The organism is Hydrogenophaga sp. IBVHS1 (genome assembly GCF_002127265.1).
GTDB lineage: Bacteria > Pseudomonadota > Gammaproteobacteria > Burkholderiales > Burkholderiaceae_C > Hydrogenophaga.
The window spans coordinates 650,289-672,685 of the sequence record NZ_NFUU01000001.1 but is presented as its reverse complement, the minus strand read 5'-3'; the positions used below and the strand labels follow the sequence as shown (position 1 = coordinate 672,685).

The window sequence follows — 22,397 nt, the reverse complement described above, 5'->3', positions numbered from 1 at the left end:
GTTCTTACTGCGTGCCGAAGATGCGGTCGCCCGCGTCGCCCAGGCCGGGCAGGATGTAGCCGTGGCTGTTGAGCTCGCGGTCGATAGCGGCGGTGTAGATGGGCACATCGGGATGCGCGCGCTGCAGCGCGGCAACGCCTTCGGGACAGGTAAGCAGACAGACGAACTTGATGGACTTGGGGCCGATCTCTTTCAGCCGGTCCACGGCTGCGATGGCCGAGTTCCCGGTGGCGAGCATGGGATCGACCACGATCACGTCGCGTTCGTTCATGTGCGTCGGCATCTTGAAGTAGTACTCCACGGCGGTCAGCGTTTTCGGATCGCGGTACAGACCGATGTGGCCCACGCGCGCACCCGGCACCACGCTGAGCATGCCGTCCAGAATGCCGTTGCCCGCGCGCAGGATGGAGACGAACACCAGCTTCTTGCCGTCGATCACCTTCGCCCGCATGGTCTCCAGCGGCGTCTCGATTTCAATCTCCTGCATCGCCATATCGCGCGTGACCTCGTAGGTCATGAGCATCGCCATCTCGTTGAGCAGGCGCCGGAAACTATTGGTGCTGGCGTCCTTGCGGCGCATGAGGGTGAGCTTGTGCTGCACCAGGGGGTGGTCGATGAGGTGAACGTTGCTCATGGTGGTAGGGGCCTTCGAGGTAAAAAAGTCAGAACACCGTGCCGTCGCTGGCGATGTGGAAGGGCGGCAGTCCGCCACGCAACCGTTGTGCCAGCAAGCGCCCTGCCCCCCAGGTGCCGCCTTCGAGCACGCAGGCCAGCGGCAACTGATCGGGCTGCAGGCCCAGCTCGGCGCGCACCAGCGGTGCGAGCTCATCCAGCAAGGCCACGGTGAGCGCGCGCCATTCCACAATGAATGGATCTCCCGCCTGCCAGGTGCGCGTGGCGTGGTCGGCGGGCAGCGGATGCAGCACACCCGCATCGATCAGCAGACCGCCGTTGCGGTACTCGGGCAGGCCCGTGAGTGCGTCCAGCCCACCCAGCTTCACGCCCGCCCACTCGAACGGTTCCAGCAGTGAATAGGTAAGCCACTGCGAGAGTTTGTGGAACGGCATCCAGCCGGCGGTGAGGCCTGGCCCGGGCACGGCGGAATGCCGCCAGCAATCGCCCAGAGCGATGCCGCCCAGCGTGTTCTGCGCCGGCCAGATGTCGGACAAGGTGTCGAGCAGTGTCTTGAGGATGTCGTGCGCTTCGAGCGAGGTCGCATGAAGCGCGTCGTAAAGCGCACCCGGGCGCCCGGACGGCCCGTAGGTGCTGGCATGGCCGAGCAGGGCCACACCCAGGCGCCGCAGCACATCGACCCGGCCTTCCAGCCCCACCAGCGGATTGCCCTCGCTCACCTGGAACGCCGCGCCCAGTGTCCTGGTGGTCAACGCTGCCAGGCCGGCGGCGTCCACACGGAGCGGTTGCGCCGGCTCGCTGGAGAACAAGCCTGCGGTGAAGGCATGAAAGCTCGCCACGCCCAGGCCTTCGGAACGCGAGAAGGTCTGTCCACTCGAAGCTTCGTCGTAGCGCCAGTCCGCGCCAGCCCCCGCATCGAGCAGCACGCTGACCAGCGCCAGGTCGATCTGCGTGCGCGCGCGTTCTGCGGTTTCCACCGGACCCAGCAGCGCGTCGAGCAACGCGCGCCGGTCCACGCCACCGGCCTCGAAGTGGCGCCAGCGGCTGTGGTACGGAATGCGCAGGTCGGGGAAGCGCTGGCGCGTGAGTTCGGCCACGGTGCGTGCAGCCGATTTCAGCGCCGCGTCGTCGACCGAAAAACAGGCGGAGTCACCAGCACGGGCGCGCGCCAGCAACGCCGTGGCGCGTTCGCGAATCGCCCCGGTGGATCGCAGCGCGCTCACCGCCCCTGCGGCGGTGGAGGCGTCGGCGTGGGCAGAAACGCCGCTCAAGCGCCCAGCCCCCGACCCTTGGCGATCTTGAGTTCTTCCGCGCCGGGCACCAGCCCCGGTGTGAAGTACCCCGCGGCCATCTTGGCGTCCATCTCCACACGGGCATCGGCCGGAATCAGTTCGTCCGGGATGTTGATGCGCTCACCCACCTCAATGCCGCCGCCGGTGATGGCGTCGTATTTCATGTTGCTCATGGAGACCAGTCGGTGGATCTTCTTCACGCCCAGCCAGTGCAGCACGTCGGGCATGAGTTCCTGGAAGCGCATGTCCTGCACACCGGCCACGCATTCGGTGCGGGCGAAATACTGGTCGGCCGTGTCGCCGCCCACCTGCCGCTTGCGCGCGTTGTAGACCAGGAATTTGGTCACCTCGCCCAGCGCGCGGCCTTCCTTGCGCGAGTAGGCCACCAGGCCCACGCCGCCACGCTGCGCGCCCAGAATGCATTCTTCGATTGCATGGGTGAGGTAGGGCCGGCAGGTGCAGATGTCGGAGCCGAACACATCGGAGCCGTTGCACTCGTCGTGCACGCGGGCGGTCAGCGTCACATCTGGGTTGGCCAGGTCGCGCGGTTCACCGAAGATATAGACCGTCTGCCCGCCAATGGGCGGCAGGAACACCGAGAGGTCGGAGCGTGTGACGAGCTCGGGGTACATGCCACCGGTTTCCTCGAACAGCACGCGGCGCAGGTCGGTCTCGCTGCAACCGAAGCGCTTGGCCACGCCCGGCAGGTACCACACCGGTTCCACCGCCACCTTGGTCACCACCGCCGCACCGCCCGCCGTGAGGAACTTGCCGTCGGGCTTGAGGCGGCCCTTCAGCAAGGCGTCGATCACCTCGGGCAGGATCACGTGCGCCTTGGTCACGGCGATGGTGGGACGAATGTCATAGCCCGCCGCCAGCTCGGTGGCATACACATCGGCCACCACCGCACCCCAGGGGTCGATGCTGCAGATCTTTTCCGGGTCGGCCCACTGCGGGTACGGGCCGATGATGTCGGTGGGCGAGGTGTTGGTGAGATCGGCACGGTGCTCGCGCTTGAGCGCCCCGGCCGCCACCGCCAGCGCGCGGTACACGCTGTAGCTGCCACTGTGCGTGCCGATCACGTTGCGGTGCGACAGGTTCAGCGTGGTGCCCACCACCGGCCCGCGCTCCCTGGCCGTGGCCGCGCCCCACTGGATGGGGAGTGCGCCAAAGCCGCCGGAATGCGAGGTGAGGCGGATGTGCCGGGGATGCGGCGAGTTCGGCGAGGGCGGTACTTCAGCGGCCACAAGGCCTGTCGGTGACGGGGAATCTTCGGACATGATGGGAAGCTCCTGGGGGCTGGCCTACCCAAGCAAGCTCAGTGCCAGACATCTTATGCCTGCCCGAAGCACATGCCCTTCAGTACAATCGCCGACCGCTCCCCACTGCCCGTCGCCTCATGCATTACTCTGCCTCGCACCACAAGCTCAAGCTCATCCTGGCGGCCCATGGCCTTAAGACCGGCGATGCGGGCGGCATCGACAAGCTCTTCGGTGGCAAAGACGGCTACTACTGGTTCGGCACCGTGCGCGACCTGTGCCCGGAAGGCAAGACGCTTTCGTGGGAAAGCCAGTACGCCATGGTCAACGCCATTCAGGCGCACGAGAACGCCACGGCCGAAGAAGACGAGATGAAGGCACAGGTGCCCAGCGCCGCCAACATCGCCGCGCTCTCCAAGCTGCTGGCCGATCCGCTCTGAGCAAAGCTACTTCAGCCGTTCGATCAGGCCCAGGGCGGCAGCGGGCGCGCGCTCCTTGGCGCCGCTGATGAAAAACATGAACACATCGCGTGATCCCGCCGGCTTGCCAGCGGGGGCCAGCCGTGGCACATCGGCTGGCTCGGCGCCTGCCGCCCAGGTTTTGGCTGCATCAGCCCAGCGGTCCAGGGCCTTTGGTTCGTAACCCGTCTTCACCTTCGCTTCGGTGCGCATGAGGCGCGCATAGACGAAGTCCCCGGTCAGGTCGGCGAACGAGGGGTAATCGTCCGAGTCGGTGAACACGGTGGCGCAGCGGTACTTGCGCGCGAGTGCCAGGTACGCGGGGTCGATGAAGCTGTTGTGGCGCACGTCCAGCGCATGGCGCAGCGGCAGGCCGTCCACCTTCTCCGGCAACAGCCGCAGGAAGGCTTCAAAGTCATCCGGATCAAACAGCTTGGTCGGCGCAAACTGCCACACCAGCGGACCGAGCTTGGCGCCCAGCTCACTGAGGCCGCTACCGATGAAGCGCTGGATCGATTCGCCTGCTTCGCCCAGTACCTTGCGGTTGGTGGCAAAGCGGTTGGCTTTCAACGAGAACACGAAGCCCTCTGGTGTCTCGTCGCGCCACTTGGCAAAAGTGGGCGGCTTGAAGGTGCTGTAGTAGGTGCCGTTGACCTCGATCGCGGTGAGGTGCGTGCTGGCGTACGCGAGCTCCTTGCTGTGAGCGAGCCCCTTGGGGTAGAAGTTGTCGCGCCAGGGCTCAAAGGTCCAGCCGCCCACGCCGACCCGCACGCTGCCTGTTACGGATTTCTTTCTGCTCACACCCGTCTCCCGGAAAAGCTGAGTGCAAACGACTTTACACTCCCCCCTGCTCCGGGGTGCACGGACCTGAAAGGGTCTGGCGCTGAGATGGCTGACCAGCCGAACCCGCGAACTTGATCCGGTTAGTACCGGCGAAAGAAGAGCTCACGCACACCCATGGCGGGTGGGCGGACCTCCGGAGCATTTCTTCAATGCCTTTTTCCCGGAGACCGCCACATGAACGCACCCGACCACCTTGCCCTCGCGCAACTCGCCCTCAGCCGTGAGCCCTTCCCTGCTTCGCGCAAGTTGTATGTGCCCGGCACGATGCCAGGCGTGAACGTGCCCATGCGCGAGATCGCGCTCACCAACGGCGAACGCGTGGTGGTGTACGACACATCAGGTCCGTATTCCGACCCCACAGCCGCCATTGATGTGACGCGCGGCCTGCCCGATGTGCGCAGCGCCTGGATTGAAGCGCGCGGCGACACCGAGACCTACGCCGGCCGCGCGCGCCAGGTGCTGGACGACGGCGTGAAAAACGAAGCGCGCCAGAACGACACCAGCATCGAACGCATCGAGGCCCTGCGCGCGCAGGCCGCCGGCCTGCAGCGCTCGCCACGCCGTGCACGCTCCGGCATGAACGTGACGCAGATGCACTACGCCCGCAAGGGCATCGTCACGCCAGAAATGGAGAGCGTGGCACTGCGCGAAAACGGCAAACGCGAGTGGATGGCCGAGTACCTGGGCGACGCCGCACGAGAGGCGCGACTGCGCGGCAACCCCATGGGCGCGCACATCCCGGACGTGATCACGCCCGAGTTCGTGCGCGACGAGGTGGCTCGCGGCCGCGCCATCATCCCGGCCAACATCAACCACACCGAACTGGAGCCCATGGCGATCGGGCGCAACTTCCTGGTGAAGGTCAACGCCAACATCGGCAACTCGGCGGTGACCTCCAGCATCGAGGAAGAAGTGGACAAGCTGGTGTGGGCGATTCGCTGGGGCGCCGACAACGTGATGGACCTTTCCACCGGTCGCAACATCCACACCACGCGCGACTGGATCGTGCGCAACTCGCCGGTGCCCATCGGCACGGTGCCGATCTACCAGGCGCTGGAGAAAGTGGGCGGCGTGGCCGAAGACCTCACCTGGGCGATCTTTCGCGACACGCTGATCGAGCAGGCCGAACAGGGCGTGGACTACTTCACCATCCACGCGGGCCTGCGACTGGCCTTTGTGCACCTCACGGCAAATCGGCGCACCGGCATCGTGTCGCGCGGCGGCTCCATCATGGCCAAGTGGTGCATCACGCACCACCGCGAGAGTTTTCTCTACACGCACTTCGAAGAAATCTGCGAAATCATGAAGGCGTACGACGTGAGCTTTTCGCTCGGCGATGGCCTGCGCCCCGGCAGCGCGGCAGACGCGAACGACGAGGCGCAGTTCGCCGAACTGCAGACGCTGGGCGAGCTGACGAAGATTGCCTGGCAGCACGATGTGCAGACCATGATCGAAGGACCGGGCCACGTGCCCATGCACCTGATCCAGGCCAACATGGACGAGCAGTTGAAGCACTGCCACGAAGCACCCTTCTACACGCTCGGGCCACTCACCATCGACATCGCACCGGGCTACGACCACATTGCCAGCGCCATCGGTGCGGCCATGATCGGCTGGATGGGCACGGCCATGCTTTGCTACGTGACACCCAAGGAACACCTGGGCCTGCCCGACCGCGACGACGTGAAACAGGGCCTGATCGCTTACAGAATAGCCGCGCACGCGGCCGATGTGGCCAAGGGCCACCCCGGCGCCCGCGCACGAGACGACGCGATGAGCAAGGCGCGATTCGAGTTTCGCTGGCACGACCAGTTCAACCTCGGGCTGGACCCGCACACCGCGCGCGATTTCCACGACGAGACCCTGCCCAAGGACAGCAGCAAGGAGGCGCACTTCTGCAGCATGTGCGGGCCGAAGTTCTGCTCGATGAAGATCACGCAGGACGTGCGCGACTACGCCGAAAGACAGGGATTGAGCGAGGCCGACGCCCTCGCTCGGGGCATGGCCGCGAAGTCCGCCGAGTTCAAGGCCACCGGCGGCGAGTTCTATGTGCCGGTGGACTCGATCCTGAAAAAGGCCGACGCATAAACTCGGCGGCATGACCGACGACGACCTGCCCCCGCTGCACCCCACGCCCCCCGGCTTCTACCGCCACTACAAGGGCGGCTGGTACGAGGTGCTGGACACCGTGCGCTGCAGCGAGACCCTGCAGGGCATGACCCTGTACCGCGCGCTGTACGGCGGCTGGGGGCTGTGGGTGCGGCCAGCGGCGATGTTTGCCGAGGTCGGCGTGTTCGAAGGGCGTGAGCAGCCGCGGTTCACACGTCACGAGGAGGCTACCGTGCCGCTGGAGATCTTGGACGCGGCTAAAAGAGCTCCTGCTGCGCCCGCACCGCCTGCGGTCTGAACTGCGACGTATCCAGCGGCTCGCGCTCCTGGTTGAAACCCAGGCGCTGGCAGGCCTTGTCGAAGCGCTGGCGGATCAGCTCGGCCCAGACGCCGCTGCCCTTCATGCGCTGCGAGAAATCGGCGTCGTAATCCTTCCCGCCGCGCATCTCCTGCACACGCGCCATCACGCGCGCGGCGCGGTCGGGGTAGTGCTGTTCCAGCCACTGGCGAAACATAGGGCTCACTTCCCAGGGCAGACGCAGCACGGTGTAAAAGGCCCGGCGCGCACCGGCCTCGTGCGCGGCTTCCAGCACCTGCTCCATGTCGTCGTTGATGAAGGGAATTTGCGGCGCCACGCTGACACCCACGGGAATGCCGGCCTCGGCCAGCGTGCGCAGCGTGCGCAGACGCCGGTGCGGCGCGGCGGCGCGCGGCTCCAGAATGCGCGCGAGCTTCGCATCCAGTGTGGTGATGGTCACGTACACCGCGGCCAGGCCTTGTGCGGCCATGGGCGCGAGCAGGTCGATGTCGCGCTCCACGCCGCTGCCCTTGGTGACGATGGCGAGCGGATGGTGCGTGTCGCTCAGCACCTGCAGCACACCGCGCATCAATCGCCACTCGCGCTCAACGGGCTGATACGCATCCGTCACGGTGCCGATGGCGAGCAACTCGGGCACGTGGCGCGGACTGGCCAGTTCGCGCCGCAACACCTCGGCCACGTTGCGCTTGGCGATGAGCTTCGTTTCGAAATCGAGGCCGGGCGAGAGGTTGAGGTAGCTGTGCGTGGGCCGCGCATAGCAGTACACGCAACCGTGTTCACAGCCCCGGTACGGATTGAGGCCGAGGTTGAAGCCGATGTCGGGCGAGTCATTGCGGGTGATGGCGCTCTTGCAGTCTTCCCAGGTGACCTCGGTGGCCGGCGGCGGCGCTTCGTCCCTGGCCAGTGCGGTTTGATCCAGCGCGCCCCAGCCGTCATCAAAAGCCTCACGCGCGGCGCGCTCGAAGCGGTGCGGCTGCTGGTGGGCAACGCCGCGCCCCTTGATGGCCTGAATGGGAATGTGGACGCTTTTCATGGAGACGATCACTGTACACAAAACCAGTGTAGAGTGCGCGATCCAGGAGGATCCATGAACCCATCTTTACAGGCGGCCAGCACCGCCGATTCCATCGTGTCCGTGCGCGGCGTGAGCAAGACCTACCCGGGCGGATTCCAGGCCCTCAAGCGGGTTGATCTTGACATCCGGCGCGGCGAGATCTTTGCGCTGCTCGGCCCCAATGGCGCCGGCAAGACCACGCTCATCAGCATCGTCTGCGGCATTGCCAAGCCCAGCGAAGGCGTGGTGCTGGCCGATGGCTTCGACACCGAGCGAGACTTCCGGCAGGCGCGTGAGGCCATCGGCCTGGTGCCGCAGGAGCTGCACACCGATGCCTTTGAAACCGTGTGGGCCACGGTGACCTTCAGCCGGGGCCTGTTCGGCAAACCACCCAACCCGGCCTACATCGAGAAGGTGCTCAAAGACCTCTCGCTCTGGGACAAGAAGGACAACAAGATCATGACGCTCTCGGGCGGCATGAAGCGGCGGGTGCTGATCGCCAAGGCGTTGTCGCACGAGCCCAAAATTCTGTTTCTCGACGAACCCAGTGCGGGCGTGGACGTGGAGCTGCGGCACGACATGTGGCGCATGGTGCGCAAGTTGCGCGAAGGCGGCACCACCATCATTCTCACCACGCACTACATCGAAGAGGCCGAAGACATGGCCGACCGCATTGGCGTCATCAGCCAGGGCGAGCTGATCGTGGTGGAAGACAAGCATGTGCTGATGCGCAAGCTCGGCAAGAAGCAGCTCACGCTCACGCTGCAGCATGCGCTCGCGCAGGTGCCCGAAGCGCTGGCGCACTGGCCACTCGAACTCTCGGGCGAAGGGCTCACGCTGACCTACACCTTCGACACGCAGAAGGAAGAAACCGGCATCGCCGAACTGCTGCGCGCGCTGGCGGGGCAAGGCATCGATTTCAAGGACCTGCAGTCCAGCGAGAGTTCGCTGGAAGACATCTTCGTCAGCCTGGTCCACAAGAAGCAGGAGAGCCTGGCATGAACATCCACGGCATCAAGGCCATCTACCGTTTCGAGATGGCGCGCACTTTCCGCACCATCACGCAGAGCATCATGGCGCCGGTGCTCACCACCTCGCTCTACTTCATCGTGTTCGGCACGGCCATCGGCTCGCGCATGGGCGAGATCGACGGCGTGAGCTACGGCGCCTACATCATCCCCGGCCTGGTCATGCTCTCGCTTCTGAGCGAGAGCATCTCCAACGCGTCCTTCGGCATCTACATGCCCAAGTGGTCGGGCACCATCTACGAGCTGCTCTCGGCGCCGGTGTCGTGGGTGGAGGTGTTGCTGGGCTATGTGGGGGCGGCGGCCACCAAGTCGGTCATGCTCGGTCTGCTGATCCTGCTCACCGCGCGCGTGTTCGTGCCGTACCACATCGCCCACCCCGGCTGGATGATCGGCTTCCTGCTGCTCACCGCCGTCACCTTCAGCCTGTTCGGTTTCATCATCGGCCTGTGGGCCGACAGCTTCCAGAAACTGCAGGTGATTCCGCTGCTGGTGGTCACACCGCTCACCTTCCTGGGCGGTGCGTTCTATTCCATCAACATGCTGCCGCCCGTGTGGCAGACGGTGTCTCTCGTGAACCCGGTGGTCTACCTCATCAGCGGCTTCCGCTGGGCCTTCTATGGCGTGGCCGATGTGCACATTGCCGTGAGCACCGGCATGACGCTGGTCTTCATGGCGGCCTGCCTGGGCTTCATCTGGTGGGTCTTCAAAACCGGGTACAAGCTGCGCCGCTGAGGGCCCGCCGTGGATTCGCTCATCGCCGCCTCTGCCCGTGCGCTGGCCGCCGGCGATGCGCTGGGCGCCCTGAAGCGCGTGGCCCTGCGGGAGGACCCGCCGGCGCTGGCACTGCGAGGCATTGCCATGGCGCAACTCGGTGAGCACGCGCGTGCCCGCACCCTTTTGCAACTCGCTGCGCGCCGCTTTGGCACGCACGAGGAACGGGCGCGCGCCCGCTGCGTGGTGGCCGAAGCTGAAGTGGCCGTGGCCATGCGGGATTTCAGCGGCCCGGTGCGCGCGCTGTCTGCCGCGGCGGCCACACTGGAGGCGCACGGCGACCGTGCCAACGCGCTGCAGGCGCGGCTGATCGCAGCGCGGCGTTTGCTGCTGCTGGGCCGGCTGGACGAAGCCGCGTCCACGCTCGGACGACCCGACACGCAGGGCCTGCCGCCGGTGCTGGTGGCGGTGGCTGAACTGACCGGGGCCGAACTGGCGCTGCGTTCGCTGCGGGTCGACGAGGCGCAGGCGGCGCTGCAACGCGCCCACCAATCGGCCACGCTAGCGGGCGTTCCCGCGCTGGTGGCCGAGGTGGCGCAGGCGCAAGCCACACTGGAACGCCCTGCCGCCCGGCGCCTCGGTGCGGGCGGCGAACAGGCCTTGCGACTGGACGAGGTGGCGGCCCTCAAGGCCACCGACGCGCTGGTGGTGGATGCCTGCCAGCGAGGCCTTGGCGCGGGAGCGGAATGGCAAACGCTGGCGCGGCGCCCGGTGCTGTTCACGCTGGCACGCGCCCTGGCCGAGGCGTGGCCCGGCGAGATCGACCGCGAAACCCTGATCGCCACCGCCTTTAGAACCCGCCGCCCCGACGAAACTCACCGCGCACGTCTGCGGGTGGAAATCGGTCGCCTGCGCGCACTGGTGCCCACGCTGGCCCGCATCGAGGCCACCGCGCGCGGCTTCGCACTGAGGCCGCTGGACGATCGCCCTGTGGTGGTACTGGCGCCCCCCATCGATGGCGAGCAGGCCTCGGTGGTGGCACTGCTTTCGGACGGCGCGGCCTGGTCCACGTCGGCTCTCGCGCTGGCGCTGGGTGCCAGCCAGCGAACGGTGCAGCGTGCGCTGGCTGAACTGGAAACCGCAGAGCGCGTGCGCGCCATCGGGCAAGCGCGGGCACGCCGCTGGCAGGCGCCGCCGTTCACGGAATTCACGACGATCTTGTTACTCCCTGCTGCGCTGCCGATTGCCTAGAGTGGCGCCATGGCTTTATTCCGAGGCCAACCAAAGGAACCACCATGCCCACCACCACCAGCGCCCCCTTGAAATCCAATTCACGCGCCAAAGCGAGCGCCGCCGAGATCGTGCGGGAGTACGGCCCGTTTGCCCAACCCGAACCCGCCCACGGTGTGACCTACGACGGCCGCAACGTCTGGGTGGCCAGCGGGGCGACCCTGGTCGCCTTCGACCCCGACAGCGGCGAGCGCACACGCACCCTGAACTGCACTGGCGATGCTGGCACCGCCTTCGACGGCACGCACCTCTACCAGATCGCCGAGCAACGCATCGACAAGATCGATCCGGCCACCGGCAAGATCCTCGCCACCATTCCCGCCCCCGGCCAGGGCGCCGACTCGGGGCTCACCTGGGCCGAAGGCAGCCTGTGGGTGGGGCAGTACCGCAACCGCACCATCCACCAGATCGACCCGGCCACGGGGACTGTCCTGCGCACCATCGAGTCGAACCGCTTCGTGACCGGCGTGACCTGGGTCGACGGTGAACTCTGGCACGGCACCTGGGAAGGCGAGGAGAGCGACATCCGCCGCATCGACCCGGCCAGCGGCGAGGTGCTGGAGCGACTGGAGATGCCTGCGGGCCTGGGGGTCAGCGGGCTGGAATCCGACGGCGCCGATCTTTTCTACTGCGGCGGTGGGCCCACCGGCAAAGTGCGCGCCGTGCGCCGCCCCCGAAGCGCGAGCCGCGCCTGAGGACGCCTCAGCGAGACAGCGCGAGGAAGAAGCGAACCATCTCTGCCGAGGCATCGGGTCCTGCGCCGTCGGCGTAGGACCCCCGCGCATCGCCACCGGACCAGGCATGCCCGGCCCCGTGCAGGACCCAGGACTCGATGACCCTCCGACCCGATGCGTCGGTGTGCACGGTGCAGGTGTAACGCCGGCCACGTGCCTCGCCCGTCTGAGTGCTTTCGGTCAGGTTTCCGCCCCCCGCTGCGGCCTGGTGCGCGCTCCGGGCCTGCTTCACGATTTCGGTGGCGTTGGTCTGCTGCACGGTGTGATCGCGGTCGCCATGGAACACGATGGTGGGCACGGCCCGCGCGGCAGCGCGGTTTGATGCTGCGGGACGGGCCGGCAGGTCTTTCAGGCCGGGCATGCCACTGCGGCCGCCCTTCATGGTGGCCATCGCCGAAGCCACGTCCTGCGCACTGCCGAAAGGCAGACCCGAATGCGCCCCCACGCCGGCGAAAAGCTCCGGATAGGTCTCGCCCATCACCACCGCCATCGCCGCACCTGCGGACAAGCCAGCGACGAATACCTGGCGCGGTGCCACGCCGTGGCGCCCAGCCACCTCTCGCACGATGCCCGCAATCAACACGGGTTCGCCCGCGTCTCGCGCCTGGTCTTGCGGCCGGAACCAGTTCCAGCACTTTGACGAATTGGCCTGCGCGGTCTGCTCGGGATAGACCACGAGGAAGCCGTGCTCGTCGGCCAGGCGGTTCATGCGCGTGCCCACGGCGAAGTCGTCCGCCGACTGCGTGCAGCCATGCAGCATCACCAGCAACGGCGGCTCGTCCACCACGCGGGTGGGCGTGTAGAGCTTGTACGGCCGCACACCCGCGCTGTGCCGGAACTCATGCTTGATGAATTTTCCGGGCGCCTGCACGCTGGCTTCTGTCGTGGCTTCTGTCGTGGCTTCTGCGGTGTCTGCGACCGAGTCCACCACGGTAGCCTCCACGTCGAACACGGTCGCGCTCTGAGTCGCGCGGGCGCCTGCCTCACTCGCACCCGCTGGATCCAGTGCGCGCCGTATGGTGTCGGTCACATCGCGCATCGGGCCCGTCGAAGTGTCCAGGCCAGCGGATGCCAGCGCTCGCTGGATGGTGTCGTTGATGGCCTGCGCGTCGTAGGACGGTGGGCGGGCGCCGAAGGGGCTTTTCATAAAGGCTTTCTGTTGCCGAGGTGAGGGGCCGAGGCTTTGTGCTCGCTCATGCCCTTGCGCGAACCGTGGCGGTGCGCGTAGATCCAGGTGAACTCTGCACCCAGCAGAAAAATCTGCGCCGAGTAGTAGACCCACATCAGCAGTACCACCAGCGAAGCGGCGGCGCCAAAAGGTGAGGCCACACCACTGCGGCCGATGTACAGCCCGATGAGGAACTTGCCGACCGTGAACAGGAAGGCGGTGAGCGCCGCACCGATCAACACGTCGGGCCAGGCCACCCTCACGCTGGGCACCCACTTGTAGATCATGGCGAACATCGAGGTCATGAGCGCAAAGCTCAGCGTCCAGTCCACCAGGTTCGCGACCAGCGCCATCTCCCCGAACCAGGGCGCCCACCATTTGCCCAGCGCCGCCAGCGCGGCACTTGCCACCAGCGAAACCATCAGCAGGAACACGATGCCCAGCACGATGCCGACCGAGAGCAGGCGGCTTTTGAGGAACTGAAAAATGCCGCTGCCACCCCGCTTCTCGGGCGCACGCCAGATGCGATCCATGGCGTCCTGCAGTTCGACGAACACCGTGGTGGCGCCCACGATCAGCACACCTACCCCCACCACCGTGCCGTAGGCGCCAGCCTCTGGCCGGTTCAGGCTTTCGAGCAGCGTCTGCACCGTGCGCGCACTCTCGGTGCCCAGCAGACCCGAGAGCTGTTCCAGGATTTCGCCACGCGCAGCCTGTTCACCGAAGAACAGGCCAGCGAGCGAAATCACGATCAGCAGCAACGGCGTGATCGAGAAGATGGTGTAGAAAGCCAGCGCCGCACCCATGCTGGGCGCGTAGTCGTCGATCCACGCGTTGAGGGTGTCGCGGATCAACGCACCGATTGGCCGGATCATCGCAGTGGGCGCCGCACGCGCGTTTCGCTCACGTCCTCGAGGCCCAGTCCATCGCCAGCTTGCCACCTGCCGCCGCCGCCGTGCTGACGAAGGTGCCCCACGCAATGTCGATCACCGAAAGGCGCCAGGGCCAGTCGCGCAGCGTGGCGAGGTTGGTGAGGTCGTAGGTGGCGTAGGCGAAGAAGCCAAACAGCGCCGCCATCAAAAGGGTGTGGCCCCAGTCGCTGCCGCCAGATTGTGGCGACACACCGAAGATCACCACGCCCGCCGCGTACAGCGCATAAAACGCCACCGCCACAGCGATGTTGGGCCGTTCCGACATGAGGTGACCGATGCCTTGCTGGTACATCGGCTTGGCGATCACGCCCAGCCAGATGAGATCCAGCACGATCATGACAACGGCAGTGCCGGCGTAGGCTGCAAGGTATTTGTTCATGGACAGAAGTATCTACCGGACGCTGCGGGTGAGCCAACCCCAGGGATTCTTCAGGGCCGCGACAGCCCGCTGTGCGAACCCGATTCGCCCATGGCGATGGGTTTGCCCGCCAGCGCAGACGCCACCACACCGAAGGCGCGAACCATCTTGCTGTCGGGTGCGTCCCAGTAGTCGGCGGCCTCGGCCACGAACTTGATCAGGCCCAGATTGGGCGAGTCGGGCCCTTCCGGAAACCAGGGTTTGGCAAAAGCCGTCCACAGCCGTTCGATGTGTGCGCGGTCGGTCACGATCTCACCGCGTCCCGACAGCGAAACGTATGTGCCTTCGGAAGCATCGGCAAACGCCAGGTTCACCGATTGCAACTGCTCCACCTTGTGCGAGCGCAGGTCGGTGTAGAACCAGATGGCACCACTCTCGTCCATTTCCAGCGGCGCCATGGGCCGGCTGGCCAGGCTGCCATCGGGTTCCACGGTGGTGAGCATCGCGGTGCTGATGTCGTCGATGAGGTCGGCAATGTGCTGACGGTCGGGGCTGGTCTGGGTGTCTGGCTTCATGGGTCAAGTTCCTTGAATGGTGAGGTGGGCTCTGTTCGACCGATCAGGTGAAGATGGCGATCAGGATGATGATGGGCAGGGGTACGCCGAGAAAGAGCAACAGAAGTGAACGCATGTCGGCCTCTTTGAATGGTGGGTTGAAGGGACAGGCTCAGGCGTCGCGGCGGCGCCCGCCGAACGTGGCCGCCAGACTGGCCACGAAGGCGCCCGCGAGCAGCGAGATGAAGAGCCAGAGCGCACTCTTCGCCGATGCCGAACGGGCCTTGTCAGCGGCCTCCCGTGCCGCTGTTTCGGCTTCGCGAAGGCGGGTCTGGGTGCGTTCGTAGGTGTCGGTCACTCGGCGTTCGGCTTCCTGCTGCGACAACCCGGTGCGTTGCGCCACCAGCTGACCCACATGGCGAACGTCATCGGGTGGCAAGGGATCGGTGAAGCCCGCGTTCAAGAAGATGCGCGTCACTTCGATGCTGTCTTGTGGCGAGCGCTGGAGGGTGAACGGCTGAGGGGCAGCGGGCGCGACACCCGGCGTGGTGGACGTGGCAGCGGCCGCGTCCTGCGGTGTGGGTGCATTGCGGCGGAACAGCGAGTCGACGAAATAGCCCATGAGGTCCTCGCCTTCACCCGCCTTCGAGCCGGAGGCCACAGCGCCCACCGCAGTGGTGGCGGCGGTGCTGGCAGCGCCGCCCGCCACAGTGGCCGTGGCCTGCACCCCGGTACCAACGATCGACGCCACCACCGACGTGAGCAGCGCCGCCGTCGTCAACGTCGCCACGGCCCAGGCGAGAAAGCCATGGGCGGTGTCACGGAAGTACACCTCGTCGATGTGCGTGCGGAGCCAGCGTGTGCGCAGCCGCCCGGCCAGATACCCACCCATGCCCGAGGCAACCAGTTGCGTGGCAGTGAGCCACACGATGGTGGACACACCGAGCGCCGTGGCGCTGGCGCCCTCGCTGGCCCAGGGCGATACGGCCGACAGCCCGAGGCCGACACCCAGCATCAGCAGGATCAACGAAAGTGCCGCCGCAGCAGCGGCGCCGGCGAAGACCGCACCCCAGGAAACGGCACCGAGCATGGTGGGACTGCCGTCGTCGTTGTCGATGTTGTAAGAAGGGACCTGACCGGGCCTGCCGGTGTCCGAGGTGGTGATGGCCATGAAGATCCTCCGCGTCTCTGCAATATGAGACTGCACCGTATCTGCTCGGTGAAGGAAGGGTCTGTGCGCTCTCGCACCTTTCAGGTGGGCCGGTGTTTCATCAGCAAGGCGTGGAGGCCCTGTGCAGCGGATGAAAGCGCACGGTCTGCGCGCTGAACCAGGAACACCTGCCGCTTCAGGCCGGCGGATTTGATCCTGCGCGCCAGCAAGCCGGGTTGCTGAAAGTGGAACAGCGTGAGCGAAGGCACGATGGTGATGCCCAGGCCCGCCTGCACCATTCCCGCCACTGTGCTGAGTTGTTCGAGTTCGAGCACGGTGCGCATGCGGTGCGGGTACAGCGCGGCCTCCACATACTGCCGCACGCTGCTGGAGCGGGCGAGCTGAATGATGGGCCACGCGTGCAGCTCGGCCAGGCGAACCGGGCCTTGGGCCTTGGCCAGCTCATGCGCTTTCGGGTAGACCACGTGGAAATCGTCCGAGCAGAAGCGCTCGGTGCGCAGCTCGGGCAGATCGGTGCGCGACGAGGCCAGCGCGAAATCGGCACGACCCGAACGCACACGCTCCAGGCATTCGTCGGACAACACATCCGCCACATCGAGCTCGATGCCGGGATGTGCCTGGTGAAAGCGCGCGAGCAGAGGCGGCAACCATCCCGCTGCGAGCGAAGGCAGGATGGCAATGGCGACACGACCGCGCCGGCGCGCGACGTGATCGCGCACGCCCTCGATGGCACCCTCCGCGTCCTTGATCAACCGCAACGCTGCATCGAGAAACGCATCGCCCTCCGCGGTGAGTTCCACATGCCGCGTGGTGCGTTCGAACAGCCGCCCACCGAGATTGGTTTCCAGCGAACGAATCAGGGCCGAGAACGCGGGCTGCGACAGATGGCAGAGCGACGCCGCGCGCGTGAAGTTGCGCTGCTCGGCCAGCGCCACGAAAGCACGCAATTCACGGGTGGACAGATTGATCTGCATTGCGGATCAATATATCTGAATTTCGAGTTTCCACAATGACTGGATCGCGCCTACATTGCCCGGCATGGCAGACAACAACATGCTTCACGTGGGTTCGGCCGCCGGCTTCTCCGGCGACCGCATCGACGCCGCCGACGCCGTGGTGGATGCCCTCATCCGCACCGGAGGACCAGCCTGCCTGATCTTCGAGACCCTCGCAGAACGCACGCTGGCCCTGGCGCAACTCGCCCGCCTGCAGGACCCGGAGGGCGGCTTTGAACCGCTGCTGGAGGAACTGGTGCGCCCCGTGCTTGCGCGCTGCCTGGCGCACCGCATTCCGATCGTGAGCAATTTCGGCGCCGCCAATCCGCTCGGCGCGGGCAAGCGCATCCAGGCCATCGCTGCATCGCTGGGCTTGCGCGCGCCTCGCGTGGCGGTGGTTCAAGGCGACGATGTGTCGAACCGGGTGGTCGACCGCCTGATGACGCCGGACTTGCAACAGCAGCTGGCCGGCCGTGCGGTCATCAGCGCCAACGCCTACATCGGCGCCCAGGCCATAGCCGATGCATTGCGCGCGGGAGCCGACGTGGTGGTGACAGGCCGGGTGGCAGACCCTTCTCTGGTGCTGGGCCCGGCCCTTGCGCACCACGGCTGGAGGCTGGACGACTGGGACCGCATCGCCGGGGCCACCATGGCGGGGCACTTGCTGGAATGCGGCGCGCAGGTCACCGGCGGCTATTACGCAGACCCGGGCGTGAAGGAGGTACCCGATCTGGCACGGGTGGGTTACCCCATCGCGGCCATCGAAGCCGACGGAAGCTGCACGGTCTTCAAACCCGAAGGCACGGGTGGCGTGGTCGACGAGCACACCGTGAAGGAACAGCTGCTCTACGAAGTGCACGACCCCGCCGCCTACCTCACGCCCGATGTGGTGGCCGACATCACCCACGCGCGTGTTGAACAGGTGGGACCCGACCGGGTGCGACTGTCTGGAGTGCGGGGGCACGGCCGGCCCGACACCTTGAAGGTGAACGTGTGCTTCGAGAGCGGCTGGCTGGCCGAAGGGGAAATCTCCTATGCCGGTGTTCGCGCTGAATCCCGCGCCCGGCTTGCCGCCGATATCCTGACCCAGCGCCTGCAAGGCACGGGCCCGCTGCGCATCGACCTGATCGGTGTGACCAGCGTGCTGGCCGACGACCACGGTCGCTGGTTGCAGGAGACCCCACACGGCCGCGCCACCGACGTGCGCCTGCGTGTGGCCACACGGCATGCCGACAAGAGCACCGCGCAACGCCTCATGCGCGAGGTGAACGCGCTCTACACCTGCGGCCCGGCGGGCGGTGGCGGCGTTCGCACGGCACTGCGGCCCACGTTGGGCACCGTTTCGTGCACGCTGGACCGCGAACAGGTTCCCACCCGCTTCCTCATGCTGGAGTCCGCGCCATGAGCGTTGCCGTCCACATCCCGCTCTGGCGCGCCGCCCACGGCCGCACCGGTGACAAGGGCAACCGCTCCAACATCAGCGTGATTGCCTGGAGCGAGGCGCTCTACCCGTTCATCGAAGCGCAGATCACCGCGCTGCGCGTGGCCGAGCACTTCCGTCACCGCGCGCCCACTCGCGTGGTTCGCCATGTGCTGCCCAACCTGCACGCGCTGAACTTCGTGCTCGACGAAGTGCTGGACGGCGGCGTCAACGACGCCCTGAACCTGGACAGCCACGGCAAGGCGCTGTCCTTTCATCTGCTGGAACTCACGCTTGAGGTTCCTGCCGACCTGGTTTCCCATCTGCGCGGTCCGTCGGACTGACGCAGCTTCCATCCCCACCCACAAGGAGACAGACATGACCCATCCCTTCACCCGACGCCGCGCCGTCATCGCCCTGGCATCTGCACTGGCAGCGCCAGCCGCCATGGCGCAGGCCACACTCACCACCAAACCCATCACCTTTGTCGTGCCATTCGCTGCCGGCAGCGCCACCGACATCCTGGCACGCGCGCTCGGCCAATCGGTCAGCGAACAGACCGGCCAGCCCGTGGTGGTCGACAACAAGGCCGGCGCCAGCGGGATGATTGCCGCGCAGGCGGTGGCCGCGGCGCCCAAGGACGGTCACACAGTGCTCATCACCACCAACACCACGCATGCGGCGAACCAGCACCTCTACAAGAAGCTGTCGTACGACCCGGTGAAGGACTTCGCGGCCATCACCGGCATCGGCAAGGGCGGCCAGATCATGATCGTGCGCGCCGATGCACCTTACAAGACCGTGGCCGATGTGCTGGCCGCGGCCAAAGCGGCACCCGGCAAGCTCTCCTTCGGCAGTGGCAGCTCATCGAGCCGTGTGGCGGGTGAACTGTTTCAGCAACTCGCTGGTGTGAACATCCTGCACGTGCCCTACCGCAGCAACCCCATGGGCATCACCGACCTGCTGGGCGGCCAGATCACCATGATGTTCACCGACGCCTCGACCGGCATGCCGCAGATCACCACCGGCAAGGTGCGCGCGCTCGGTGTGACGGCATCGAAACGCATGACGGCACTGCCGGATGTGCCCACCATCGCCGAAGCCGGCGTGAAGGGTTACGACATGGGCTACTGGTTCGCCGCCTACGCTCCTGCCGGCACGCCGGCCCCCGTGGTGACGCGCCTCAACGAACTGCTGCACAAAGCCATCGAAAGCCAGGGCGTGCGCCAGTTCTTCGCCAACAGCGGCGGTGAAGTGTTTCCCACCTCACCGGCCGAGCTGGTGAAGTTTCAGGCCAATGAAACCGAGATGTGGGGCCGGGTGATCAAGGCGGCCGGGATCGAGGCGGAGTGATTCAGGGGGTCGCCGCCATGTGCGTCGACAGGAAGTCCAGCACCGCGCGCACCGAGGGCAGCAGGCTGCGACGGTGGGGAACCAGCGCGGTGGTGGTCACCGCGCCTGCTGACCAACGGGGCAGCACCTGAACGAGCTCGCCACGCGCCACGTGGTGACCGCAGATGCTTTGAGGCAGGCAGGTGATGCCAAGGCCGGCTGAAGCCGCATGGAGCAGCGCCACGGACTCGTCCGCCACCAGGCGGGGTGGCATCGTCACGGTTTCGCTCGCACCATCGTCGCGCCGCAGTGCCCATGCCACGGCTTCGGGCGAGGTCAGCAAGCCCGGGTGCTTCAACAGGTCTGCGGGTTTGCGAGGCGTGCCATTCGCCTTGAGCAAGGAGGGCGCGGCCACCAGCCACACCGCTTCTTCCATCAACTTGCGCTGCACCAGCCCCGAATCGGGCAATGGCGAAAAGTGGCTGCGCACGGCGATGTCGAACCCTTCCTGCAAGAGGTCCACGAAACGATCGCTGGCATGCAGCTGGATGAGCAATCGCGGCCATTGGCGGGCCAGCGCCGGCAGGTGTTGCGCCAGCAGGAACTGCACCACCGGCACGGCGGCGGTGATGCGCACGGTACCGCTGGGTTCGGCGAGACGTTGCTGCACGATCTGCTGAGCACTCTCCGCTTCGATCAGCGCGGCCCGCGCGTGCTCGTAGAAGTCGCGCCCGGTCTCCGTCAGGTGAAAGCTGCGCGAATTGCGTTCGATAAGACGCACACCCAGACTGGTTTCCAGTGCGGCCACGCGCTTGCTCAAGGTGGACTTGGGCACTGAGAAGCGCCGCGCTGCCGGCGCGAAGCCACCGCTTTCCACCGCCTGGGCGAACAGGGTCAGGTCGTTCAGGTTCATGGGGCCATTGTCCACATTCGTGGACTTTGCATCCACTTTTTGCCATCTAGTCATCCATCGTCCACGACGCAACAATTCGCTCCTTCATCCAACCCAAGGAGTTTTTCATGCATCCCATCCTCTTCTACGGTGTGCCGGAATGCTGCTCGTTCGGCTCCATCGTGGCGCTCGAATGGAGCGGCCTGCCCTACCAGCTCTGCCGCATCGAGATGCCCACCGTGGTGAGCAGCGAGGCCTACCGGCGCATCAACCCGGTAGCCGAGACGCCTTCTCTGCGCACCGCCGATGGTCGCCAAGTAAACCAGAGCATGGCCATCCTCCACCACATCGGTGCGCAAAGCACAGGCAGCGGATTGGTCCCCGCGCAAGGCACGCCTGAGTTCGACTTTTTCAATGAAGTGCTGGCCTTTCTCAACACCGACTTCTTCGAGTCGTTCTCGCCCCTCTGGTACGCCATGGAGCATGGACTGGCGAACGAGGAGCAGCGTGTCGTGACCACCATGGGGCACCACAAGGTGCGCAAGGTGCACGCAGATCTGGAGCAGATGCTGGGCTCGAATCCCTGCCTGGCGGGCTCACGACGCACCGCCGCCGACGCCTACTTCATGGGCATCGCACGCTGGAACGACTTCCACCAGGTGCTGGACCGGCGCGAGTTCCCGGCCCTGGCCGCTCTGCACGCGCGTCTTGAGCTCGACCCCGCCGTGCGCTTCGCCCATGCGGTGGAGCGCGGTGAGTTTGCGCAGAGCACAGGCGCGTTCGGTGGGCATGTGGATCTGGATGACTTGCTGCTGAGGCTTCAGGCGGAGGCTCCCGCCAACTCCACCGCATCCGAAGCGTTCAGCCGGCACGTCGGGTAGGCCCCGGGGAGGCATGCGCTTGGGTTGCTGACCCGCAATGCAAGCGCCTTGTCATGACAATGCATTTGCATTACCATGCGATATCATTTTCGGGACCACCGCCATGCCGAACTCTCTCGCCGCCGAATCCACTCTCACCGACCGGTACCAGACCACGGTACCAGAGGCCGTGCGCCGCACGCTCGGCCTGAACAAGCGCGACAAGATCAGCTACCTGATCCGACCCGATGGCGAGGTGGTGCTGACACGCGCCGTGTCCGATGCAGCGGTCGACCCTGCCTTCGAGCCATTCCTGAACTTGCTTGCCCTCGACATCGCCCGCCACCCTGAGCACCTCAAGTCGTTGGACGCGGGCCTGCTTCGACACGTGAAAGCCTTGACCCAGGCCGTCCAGGTCGATCTGGATGCGCCGCTCTCGGCCGACGATGAATGAGCCGCGCGTCCCCAAAAAAGCCTGCGGGCGCGCCTGTGGTGGTCAACGGCTGGACGCTGTTTGCGCATCCTCTTTTTCTCGAGCAGTTGCGTGCGCTGACGCAAGATGTCGTCGACCTCCAGCGCAAGGATCCCAAGGGCTATATCCACAAAAACGCCACCAAACGCCTTGCCGCCATCCGCCAGTTGGCGTTTGAAGTCATCCCGCAAGACCCGACCCGACCTGAATACCGTCAGGGCGACACGCTGGGTGAGACTCACCGGCACTGGTTCCGTGTGAAGTTCTTTCAACAATACCGGTTGTTCTTCCGCTTTCACGCTCCCAGCCAGACCATCGTGTACGCATGGGTGAACGATGAGGCCACCAAACGCGCCTACGAAAGCCGTCAGGATGCCTACCGCGTCTTCTCGCGCATGCTGGAAAGCGGCCATCCACCGGATGACTGGTCGCAGCTGTTGACCGAGGCTCAGCGGTCAGACCCACCGCTGACGCTGCACAGTCCAAGCGCTCTGAACGTCTGGGATTGATCAC

General features: G+C 66.0%; 25 protein-coding genes and 1 riboswitch. Of the genes, 13 read left to right on the top strand and 12 right to left on the bottom strand.

Annotated features, from left to right (window positions below; genetic code table 11):
- Positions 1-4: 4 nt before the first annotated feature.
- From upp to CAP37_RS03350, 3 genes are read right to left on the bottom strand one after another with little or no spacing between them, the layout of a single operon-like run.
- Complete coding sequence (upp, locus tag CAP37_RS03360; protein ID WP_086122867.1) at positions 5-634, bottom strand: uracil phosphoribosyltransferase; 630 nt, start codon at positions 632-634, stop codon at positions 5-7.
- A 28-nt stretch (positions 635-662) separates the two neighbouring features.
- Positions 663-1,904 carry a URC4/urg3 family protein gene (locus CAP37_RS03355; protein ID WP_086122866.1) on the bottom strand — a complete coding sequence of 414 codons (1,242 nt, stop codon included), beginning with the start codon at positions 1,902-1,904 and terminating at the stop codon, positions 663-665.
- Positions 1,901-3,205: a GTP cyclohydrolase II gene (locus CAP37_RS03350; RefSeq protein ID WP_086122865.1), complete on the bottom strand. Its 1,305-nt coding sequence runs from the start codon at positions 3,203-3,205 to the stop codon at positions 1,901-1,903. The genes CAP37_RS03355 and CAP37_RS03350 overlap by 4 nt, the downstream gene beginning before the upstream one ends.
- A 119-nt stretch (positions 3,206-3,324) precedes the next feature.
- Between CAP37_RS03350 and CAP37_RS03345 the strand changes: the two genes are divergently transcribed.
- Positions 3,325-3,624, top strand: a complete 300-nt coding sequence (locus tag CAP37_RS03345) for a hypothetical protein (RefSeq protein WP_086122864.1) — start codon at positions 3,325-3,327, stop codon at positions 3,622-3,624.
- A gap of 6 nt (positions 3,625-3,630) precedes the next feature.
- Here CAP37_RS03345 and CAP37_RS03340 read toward each other — a convergent pair whose 3' ends face one another.
- Positions 3,631-4,443, bottom strand: coding sequence for a DUF72 domain-containing protein (locus CAP37_RS03340; RefSeq protein WP_086122863.1), 813 nt, complete (start codon positions 4,441-4,443; stop codon positions 3,631-3,633).
- A 42-nt stretch (positions 4,444-4,485) separates the two neighbouring features.
- Positions 4,486-4,600, top strand: a riboswitch (TPP riboswitch).
- Positions 4,601-4,659: 59 nt separating this feature from the next.
- Here CAP37_RS03340 and thiC point away from each other — a divergent pair.
- Complete coding sequence (gene thiC / locus CAP37_RS03335) at positions 4,660-6,573, top strand: phosphomethylpyrimidine synthase ThiC (RefSeq protein WP_086122862.1); 1,914 nt, start codon at positions 4,660-4,662, stop codon at positions 6,571-6,573.
- A gap of 10 nt (positions 6,574-6,583) precedes the next feature.
- Positions 6,584-6,892 (top strand): DUF1653 domain-containing protein, encoded by a 309-nt coding sequence (locus CAP37_RS03330; RefSeq protein WP_086122861.1) that lies wholly within the window; start codon positions 6,584-6,586, stop codon positions 6,890-6,892.
- Here CAP37_RS03330 and CAP37_RS03325 read toward each other — a convergent pair.
- On the bottom strand, positions 6,852-7,946 hold the full coding sequence (locus tag CAP37_RS03325; RefSeq protein ID WP_086124798.1) for a PA0069 family radical SAM protein: 1,095 nt from the start codon (positions 7,944-7,946) through the stop codon (positions 6,852-6,854). The two genes, CAP37_RS03330 and CAP37_RS03325, sit on opposite strands and share 41 nt — an antisense overlap.
- A gap of 54 nt (positions 7,947-8,000) precedes the next feature.
- On the opposite strand from CAP37_RS03325, the gene CAP37_RS03320 reads away from it, so the two are divergent.
- The 4 genes from CAP37_RS03320 to CAP37_RS03305 are packed head-to-tail and all read left to right on the top strand — an operon-like array spanning position 8,001 to position 11,691.
- Complete coding sequence (locus tag CAP37_RS03320) at positions 8,001-8,969, top strand: ABC transporter ATP-binding protein (protein WP_086122860.1); 969 nt, start codon at positions 8,001-8,003, stop codon at positions 8,967-8,969.
- A complete protein-coding gene (locus tag CAP37_RS03315; protein ID WP_086122859.1) occupies positions 8,966-9,727 on the top strand; it encodes an ABC transporter permease in 762 nt (253 codons plus the stop codon). Before CAP37_RS03320 ends, CAP37_RS03315 begins: the two co-directional genes overlap by 4 nt.
- 9 nt (positions 9,728-9,736) lie before the next feature.
- On the top strand, positions 9,737-10,957 hold the full coding sequence (locus CAP37_RS03310) for a helix-turn-helix domain-containing protein (RefSeq protein ID WP_086122858.1): 1,221 nt from the start codon (positions 9,737-9,739) through the stop codon (positions 10,955-10,957).
- A 44-nt stretch (positions 10,958-11,001) separates the two neighbouring features.
- Positions 11,002-11,691, top strand: coding sequence for a PQQ-binding-like beta-propeller repeat protein (locus tag CAP37_RS03305; protein ID WP_086122857.1), 690 nt, complete (start codon positions 11,002-11,004; stop codon positions 11,689-11,691).
- Positions 11,692-11,698: 7 nt separating this feature from the next.
- Here CAP37_RS03305 and CAP37_RS03300 read toward each other — a convergent pair whose 3' ends face one another.
- The 6 genes from CAP37_RS03300 to CAP37_RS03275 form a co-directional block, all read right to left on the bottom strand.
- A complete protein-coding gene (locus CAP37_RS03300; protein ID WP_086122856.1) occupies positions 11,699-12,877 on the bottom strand; it encodes a PHB depolymerase family esterase in 1,179 nt (392 codons plus the stop codon).
- Positions 12,874-13,773 (bottom strand): YihY/virulence factor BrkB family protein, encoded by a 900-nt coding sequence (locus CAP37_RS03295; protein ID WP_086122855.1) that lies wholly within the window; start codon positions 13,771-13,773, stop codon positions 12,874-12,876. Before CAP37_RS03295 ends, CAP37_RS03300 begins: the two co-directional genes overlap by 4 nt.
- Before the next feature lie 28 nt (positions 13,774-13,801).
- Positions 13,802-14,209, bottom strand: a complete 408-nt coding sequence (locus CAP37_RS03290) for a DUF2177 family protein (RefSeq protein ID WP_086122854.1) — start codon at positions 14,207-14,209, stop codon at positions 13,802-13,804.
- Positions 14,210-14,259: 50 nt separating this feature from the next.
- Entirely contained in the window at positions 14,260-14,763 is a 504-nt protein-coding gene (locus CAP37_RS03285) for a pyridoxamine 5'-phosphate oxidase family protein (RefSeq protein WP_086122853.1), read from the bottom strand.
- Between the two features lie 151 nt (positions 14,764-14,914).
- Positions 14,915-15,913: a hypothetical protein gene (locus CAP37_RS03280; RefSeq protein ID WP_086122852.1), complete on the bottom strand. Its 999-nt coding sequence runs from the start codon at positions 15,911-15,913 to the stop codon at positions 14,915-14,917.
- A gap of 80 nt (positions 15,914-15,993) precedes the next feature.
- Positions 15,994-16,887, bottom strand: a complete 894-nt coding sequence (locus CAP37_RS03275; RefSeq protein ID WP_179190117.1) for a LysR family transcriptional regulator — start codon at positions 16,885-16,887, stop codon at positions 15,994-15,996.
- Positions 16,888-16,951: 64 nt separating this feature from the next.
- Here CAP37_RS03275 and CAP37_RS03270 point away from each other — a divergent pair, with 64 nt between their 5' ends.
- The 3 genes from CAP37_RS03270 to CAP37_RS03260 are packed head-to-tail and all read left to right on the top strand — an operon-like array spanning position 16,952 to position 19,681.
- Entirely contained in the window at positions 16,952-18,313 is a 1,362-nt protein-coding gene (locus CAP37_RS03270) for an acyclic terpene utilization AtuA family protein (protein ID WP_086122851.1), read from the top strand.
- The gene (locus CAP37_RS03265; protein WP_086122850.1) at positions 18,310-18,672 is read left to right on the top strand and encodes a hypothetical protein; all 363 of its coding nucleotides are present in this window, start codon (positions 18,310-18,312) and stop codon (positions 18,670-18,672) included. The genes CAP37_RS03270 and CAP37_RS03265 overlap by 4 nt, the downstream gene beginning before the upstream one ends.
- A 34-nt stretch (positions 18,673-18,706) precedes the next feature.
- The gene (locus tag CAP37_RS03260) at positions 18,707-19,681 is read left to right on the top strand and encodes a tripartite tricarboxylate transporter substrate binding protein (RefSeq protein WP_086122849.1); all 975 of its coding nucleotides are present in this window, start codon (positions 18,707-18,709) and stop codon (positions 19,679-19,681) included.
- 1 nt (position 19,682) lies between these two features.
- Here CAP37_RS03260 and CAP37_RS03255 read toward each other — a convergent pair whose 3' ends face one another.
- Positions 19,683-20,573 carry a LysR substrate-binding domain-containing protein gene (locus CAP37_RS03255; RefSeq protein WP_086122848.1) on the bottom strand — a complete coding sequence of 297 codons (891 nt, stop codon included), beginning with the start codon at positions 20,571-20,573 and terminating at the stop codon, positions 19,683-19,685.
- A gap of 107 nt (positions 20,574-20,680) precedes the next feature.
- Between CAP37_RS03255 and CAP37_RS03250 the strand changes: the two genes are divergently transcribed.
- The 3 genes from CAP37_RS03250 to CAP37_RS03240 all read left to right on the top strand — a co-directional run bounded on the left by CAP37_RS03250 (position 20,681) and on the right by CAP37_RS03240 (position 22,393).
- Entirely contained in the window at positions 20,681-21,433 is a 753-nt protein-coding gene (locus tag CAP37_RS03250) for a glutathione S-transferase family protein (protein ID WP_086122847.1), read from the top strand.
- 103 nt (positions 21,434-21,536) lie between these two features.
- Positions 21,537-21,866, top strand: a complete 330-nt coding sequence (locus CAP37_RS03245) for a type II toxin-antitoxin system PrlF family antitoxin (RefSeq protein WP_086122846.1) — start codon at positions 21,537-21,539, stop codon at positions 21,864-21,866.
- The gene (locus tag CAP37_RS03240; protein WP_086122845.1) at positions 21,863-22,393 is read left to right on the top strand and encodes a type II toxin-antitoxin system YhaV family toxin; all 531 of its coding nucleotides are present in this window, start codon (positions 21,863-21,865) and stop codon (positions 22,391-22,393) included. The genes CAP37_RS03245 and CAP37_RS03240 overlap by 4 nt, the downstream gene beginning before the upstream one ends.
- Positions 22,394-22,397: the final 4 nt, after the last annotated feature.